This is a genomic window from Deltaproteobacteria bacterium (assembly GCA_009929795.1).
In the GTDB taxonomy this organism is placed as follows: domain Bacteria; phylum Desulfobacterota; class Desulfovibrionia; order Desulfovibrionales; family Desulfomicrobiaceae; genus RZZR01.
On sequence record RZZR01000152.1, the window covers coordinates 1 to 5,562 of the forward strand.

The window sequence follows — 5,562 nt, forward strand, 5'->3', positions numbered from 1 at the left end:
CCGCCATCCGTCAGGCCCTGATCGAACTTGCCCAAAGCCTGGACCAAGGCCGGGTCTATCCGGCCTTCGCCGCACTCGAAGCGGCCGTGGCCGATCATCCTCCCTCCCTTTCGACCCCGGTTGCCCGACGCATGGACCGTTTTCTGATCGACCTGCGGCCGACATCTCGCATTCAACAAGCGGCCTCGCAGGAGGAGCGGGCCAAGACACTGTCCTGGAACCGCCGTTTTCTGCCGGCCCTAGCCGCCTACGACGAACTCCTCGCGACCCGGCCCGACAATCAGGAGGCCTTCTTTGATCTGGCCCAGATCCAATGCGCCCTGGGTCTATCTGACCTGGAAGAACGCACCTGCCGCAGGCTTCTGGACCTGGATCCCCTTCATGGTCGGGCGAACCAGGCCCTGGAGCGCCTGGAAATCCGTTCGAGTGTGGGATTGCGGGCCGGGTACGGATTCTGGAACGAGCAGAGCCACGGCGGCTCCCGCCTGTCGGCCATGGAACGCCACCATCAGCAACTGGCCGTTGACCTGCCCTTTGCCTTTGGCCGCTACCACCTCTTTGCCGCCCAGCATTTCTGGCTGGAGCGGCCTAAATCCATACCCGACGCCCGGGACGACTTTTCCGGGTCCTACGCGGCCAATGGCCTGTCTCTGGGCCTTGGCGGCGTCATTACCCCCTGGCTTCGAGGCTCTGCATCCCTGACCCGCAAGGAATACGAAAAATCGAGCCTCGGACACCGTCATCTGGGTCAGGCCGGCCTGGAGATCAATGTCGAAGACTGGGTCCGCCTGGGCCTGGAGTACGAACGTCGGGAGGAACTGGCCAATGGTCTGGCCCTGCGTCAGGAAATCATGGCCGATGTCTGGCGCCTCAAGGCCTCCTCGGCCCTGACCCGCCGACTGGACCTGGCCCTGACCGGGGAATTCAAGGACATGAGCGACGACAACCATGGTCTGGCCCTTAGAGGTGACCTGGGCTTCGTCTTGACCGACCATCCCCGGGAGCTCAAAATCACCCTGACCGGGGAAAGTCGGGACTTTCGGCACACCAGCCAGTACGAATATGACGGTCCTGAACTGGTGGATGTCGTCCACCCCTACTGGACGCCTCGGAACTACACCGCCGGAGCCGTCACCCTGCAATGGCGGCACGATTTGGCCGAGTTCCTGTTCTGCGGGGCCGAGAAGAACGTCTACCAGCTCAGCCTCTCCGGCGGAACCGACAGCGAGGACAACCCGGCCGTCCGCCTGGAAGGGTCGTACCATCTCGACTTTGCCCGGCGCTGGGGCCTGGTCCTTCAGGGTCTCGTCCACAGTTCGCCCCAATGGGACGCCCAGGGCCTCTGGGCCAGCCTGGAATACCGGTTCTGATCCGCAACCATCCGACAACGAAAATGGAAAAAACTCCGAACCTGAAGAGCACCGCCCTGGCCATGGTCCTCATCGTGACCATGATGACCGTCTTTCTCTATCTCATGGCCCGAACGGCCCTCTTCATCCTGGCCGACTACCATTGGTACGAGAAGAGCTTGGCCCTGCTCCTTCTCCTGGCCGAGGCCTTCACCATGACCCACGCCTTCGGCTATTTCCTGAACCTCTACCGGGTCATCACCAGCTCGGCCGTGCAGCCCCGGCTGTCCGTGGACAACGTCCCGGAACTCAAGAGCTATCCGCCCATCGCCATCATCGTCTCCTCCTTCAAGGAACCTCTGCCCATCCTGGAGGACACCCTGACCTGCTTCTACAACATGACCTATCCCAACAAGCACATCTATTTTCTGGACGACACCCGCTACGACCGGCCCGGAGACGACACCGTGGCCATGCAAAGCTACCGGGCCGACATCGACGCCCTGTGCGAGCGAATAGGCGTCAACCTCTTCCGCCGCCGCTGGCGCGGGGCCAAGGCCGGCATGATCAACGACTTTCTGGACTTCATCGAGGGCCGACCCAGGGAAGGCTTCGAGTTCCATTCCTTTGAGGACCGACCCCGGTCCGAAAAAGAGAAGTACATCATCGTCTTTGACGCGGACATGAACCCCCTGCCCGACTTTGCCGACGCATTGGTGGCCTTCATGGAGGCCAACCCGAGCTTGGCCTTCATCCAGACTCCCCAGTACTACACCAATTTCGAGACCAACCGCGTGGCCCGGGCCGCCGGCCTCCAGCAGGCCGTGTTCTACGAGTACATCTGCGAGGGCAAGAGCATGCAGGACGCCATGTTCTGCTGCGGCACCAACGTCATCTTCCGCCGCGAAGCCCTGATGGACGTTGGCGGGTTCGAGGAGTCCTCAGTCACCGAGGACTTTGCCACCTCCCTCAAGTTCCACTCCAAGGGCTGGAGTTCGGCCTATCTGAACAAGGTCTGCGCCTTTGGCATGGGCCCCGAGGACCTGGGCGGATACTTCAAGCAGCAGTTTCGCTGGGCCCTGGGCACGGTGGGCCTCTTCCGCCAGATCCTGGGTTCATTCGTCAAAAACCCACGCCTGCTGACCCCGCACAAATGGTGGGAATACTTCCTCTCCGGCACCCATTATTTCGTCGGCTGGGTGCTTTTCGTCATGATCCTCTGTCCCATCCTCTATCAATTCTTTTCCGTGCCCAGCTATTTCGCCTATCCGGAAATCTATTTCCTCTTCTTCTTCCCCTACATCCTGTTGACCGTGACCCTCTTCCTCTACTCCATGGGCCAGCGGCGCTATGGGTTCAAGGAGCTGGCCATCGGCATCATCCTCCAGGCCATCACCTTTCCCGTGTACATGCGGGCCTCTTTGCTCGGCATCATCGGGGTCCGCGGCTCCTTCGGCATCACCCCCAAGGGCGGCAGCATGAGCCTGCCCCTGCGCGGACTCTGGCCTCAGGTGGCCCTGGCCGGAGCCTGTACCGGGGCCCTGGTCTGGAGCCTGGAGCGGCTCCGTTTCGAGGGCGAACCGGCCTGGGCCATTGCCATCAACGGGCTCTGGTGCGCCTACCACGCCCTGCTCCTCTCGGCCGTCGTCTATTTCAACCACCCCGAAGAGGGCTCCTGAACACCCCTAACCAGGAGGTTCGACCACCATGTCCGTCCGGCTCCAAAACCTGCGCGAATCCAACGATTTCCTGAACATCCTCTTCGAGAAGATGCCCTCCCTGGTCCTTTTGGCCGACCAGGACATGAAGATCGTCGAACTGAACGACGTCTACGAAACCCTCTTCGGCCAAAGCCGGGAAAGCGCCATCGGTGTGCGCTGCGGTAACGCCCTGGGCTGCGCCTTTGCCGTCACCGAGGGCAGACTCTGCGGCGAAACCACCAACTGCGACCGCTGCCGGATCCGCCAGGCCGCCCAGGCCAGCCTCCTCGACAAGACACCCACGGACCGGGAAAAACTCGTCCACTCCTTTTTCATCGACGGCCAAAAGGAGGAACGCCATTTCGAGTTCAGCACCCGGCCCATCCGATTCGATGGCCGAGATCTGGTCATGCTCATCCTCTACGACGTCACCGATCTGGAACGGAAGAATCAGGCTTTGGTCAAGAAGCAGGCCAAGATCGACGAGTCTCTCCAGGCCGCCGGCTGCATCCAGCAGAACCTGCTGCCCAAGAGCCTGCCCCGGCCCGACCGCCTGGATTTCGCCTGGCATTGCCGACCCTGCGACGAGATCGGCGGCGACATTTTAAACGTCCTGTCCCTGGACGGTGACCATGTCGGCTTCTACATGCTCGACGTGGCCGGTCACGGCGCCCCCTCGGCCATGATCTCGGTTCTCGTCTATCAGCTCATGGATCCCCACACCGGCATCCTGGTGGACCACACGGCGACTCCCCCGGCCATCCGCGGACCCGAGGAGGTTCTGGACATCCTGAACCGTGAGTTCCCGTACATGCGCTTCGAGCGCCATTTCACCATGGTCTACGGCATCGTGGATCTGACCGAAGGCACCCTGACCTACAGCAACGCCGCCCACTGCCACCCAACCGTCCTCTCCCCCCGGCACGGCCTCCGCTTTCTGACCGAATCCGGGACCATCGTCGGCCTGGAAGGTGTTCCATTTGGCCAGGAGACCATCCATCTCGCCCCCGGAGACAAGGTCCTGCTCGTCAGCGACGGCCTGCTGGAGGCCACGGACTCCGGGCGGCGCATGTTCGGGGATGAGCGCTTCGAGGACCTTCTGGCCGATCTGCGCCATGTTTCCCCGGCCGATCTCATCCAGGGTTTGTTGAACGACCTCCAGGCTTTTATCGGCGATCAGCCCCTGACCGACGACGTGAGCCTGTTGGCTTTCGAGTACCGGGATGCGTAGCTCGTCGGCCCTGACCGGGCTGCTCCTTCTGACCCTCTGGGCCATGCCGTATCCTGTCTATGCCGAGACGAGAACAAATCCGGGCCCCTTTTTCGGCGCGGCCCTGGACGGGTATCCCTTGACTCTGGAACGCCTGCACGCTGTCGAGAATGACCTGGGCCTCACCCCCAGCCTCATCGTCTTCTTTCTCCAATGGCCCGCAACCCCTGAAACCGGACATTTTCCGGCCGAAACCCTGCGGGCCGTCGAGGAATTCGGGGCCCTGCCCTGCCTGACCTGGGAGCCCATGTACATCCAGGACGGCCACGAACATGCCGTCTTGGCCCAACGAATCTTGGACGGCGAGTACGACCCCTTCCTCCGAGACTTTGCCCGGGCGGCCCAGACCCACGGCCAGCCCTTCCTCATCCGCTTGGCCCACGAAATGAACCTGTCCCGCTACCATTGGGGCACCACGGCCGAGGCTTACGGCCCGGAATCCCCGGGTCTGTACCGCCGCATGTTCCGCCATGTGGTCGACATCTTTCGCCAGAAGGCCGCCGACAACGTCCTCTTTGTCTTCTGCCCCAACGCCGAGTCCGTGCCCCATCCGGTCTGGACCGACCATGGGGCCTGGAACACGGCCTCGGCCTACTATCCCGGCCACGACGTGGTCGATATCCTGGGAATGGACGGGTACAATTGGGGCACGACCCAGAACCGGGCCGAGCATGGCTGGGACAGCTCATTCCGATCCTTTGCCGACATCATGGGCCCTATACGCGAAGAACTGACCATTCTGGCCCCGGACAAGCCTCTCGTCGTCTTTGAGACGGCCAGTACCGACCGGGGTGGTGACAAAAACCTCTGGATCCGAGACGCCGTAAAGGCCATGAAGGACTGGGCCCTGGCCGGATTCGTCTGGTTCGAGGCCGACAAGGAGGTGGATTGGCGGCTGGCTACCGGTACCGATCCGAGCCTGATAGATTTTCTCAAGTCGGACATCGATTGTCGAGCCGCTCAGGTCATCCCCTTTCAGCCACGTTGACCCGTTTTCCGGCCCGCACCTCATTCTTGACGCTCGATTCCGAACACCTTATTGCTTTGGCCTCGCCACGCCCCCGTAGCTCAGTCGGATAGAGCGCAGGATTCCTAATCCTGGTGCCGCAGGTTCGATTCCTGCCGGGGGCACCAACAAAATCAAGGGCTTATGTCAAATGACGTAAGCCCTTTTTCGTTTAATTGGTCCTCAAGCTTTCAAGCGGTTGACCAATGAATGCTGCAAAATCGGTTCAAGGCCGTG

3 protein-coding genes and 1 tRNA gene are annotated in these 5,562 nt (G+C 61.7%); all 4 read left to right on the top strand.

Annotated elements, in window-relative coordinates:
• Positions 1–1,393: 1,393 nt before the first annotated feature.
• The 4 genes from EOM25_11910 (at position 1,394) to EOM25_11925 (ending at position 5,453) form a co-directional block, all read left to right on the top strand.
• Complete coding sequence (locus tag EOM25_11910; GenBank protein NCC25878.1) at positions 1,394–3,028, top strand: glycosyltransferase; 1,635 nt, start codon at positions 1,394–1,396, stop codon at positions 3,026–3,028.
• 28 nt (positions 3,029–3,056) lie between these two features.
• Positions 3,057–4,280, top strand: a complete 1,224-nt coding sequence (locus tag EOM25_11915; protein NCC25879.1) for a PAS domain-containing protein — start codon at positions 3,057–3,059, stop codon at positions 4,278–4,280.
• The gene (locus EOM25_11920) at positions 4,273–5,307 is read left to right on the top strand and encodes an endoglucanase (protein NCC25880.1); all 1,035 of its coding nucleotides are present in this window, start codon (positions 4,273–4,275) and stop codon (positions 5,305–5,307) included. Before EOM25_11915 ends, EOM25_11920 begins: the two co-directional genes overlap by 8 nt.
• Before the next feature lie 69 nt (positions 5,308–5,376).
• Positions 5,377–5,453 (top strand) — tRNA-Arg (locus EOM25_11925).
• Positions 5,454–5,562: the final 109 nt, after the last annotated feature.

Excerpts from the sequence above, each read along its gene's own strand:
- EOM25_11910 (NCC25878.1), top strand. The coding sequence starts at position 1,394 with ATGGAAAAAACTCCGAACCTGAAGAGCACCGCCCTGGCCATGGTCCTC.
- EOM25_11915 (NCC25879.1), top strand. The coding sequence starts at position 3,057 with ATGTCCGTCCGGCTCCAAAACCTGCGCGAATCCAACGATTTCCTGAAC.
- EOM25_11920 (NCC25880.1), top strand. The coding sequence starts at position 4,273 with ATGCGTAGCTCGTCGGCCCTGACCGGGCTGCTCCTTCTGACCCTCTGG.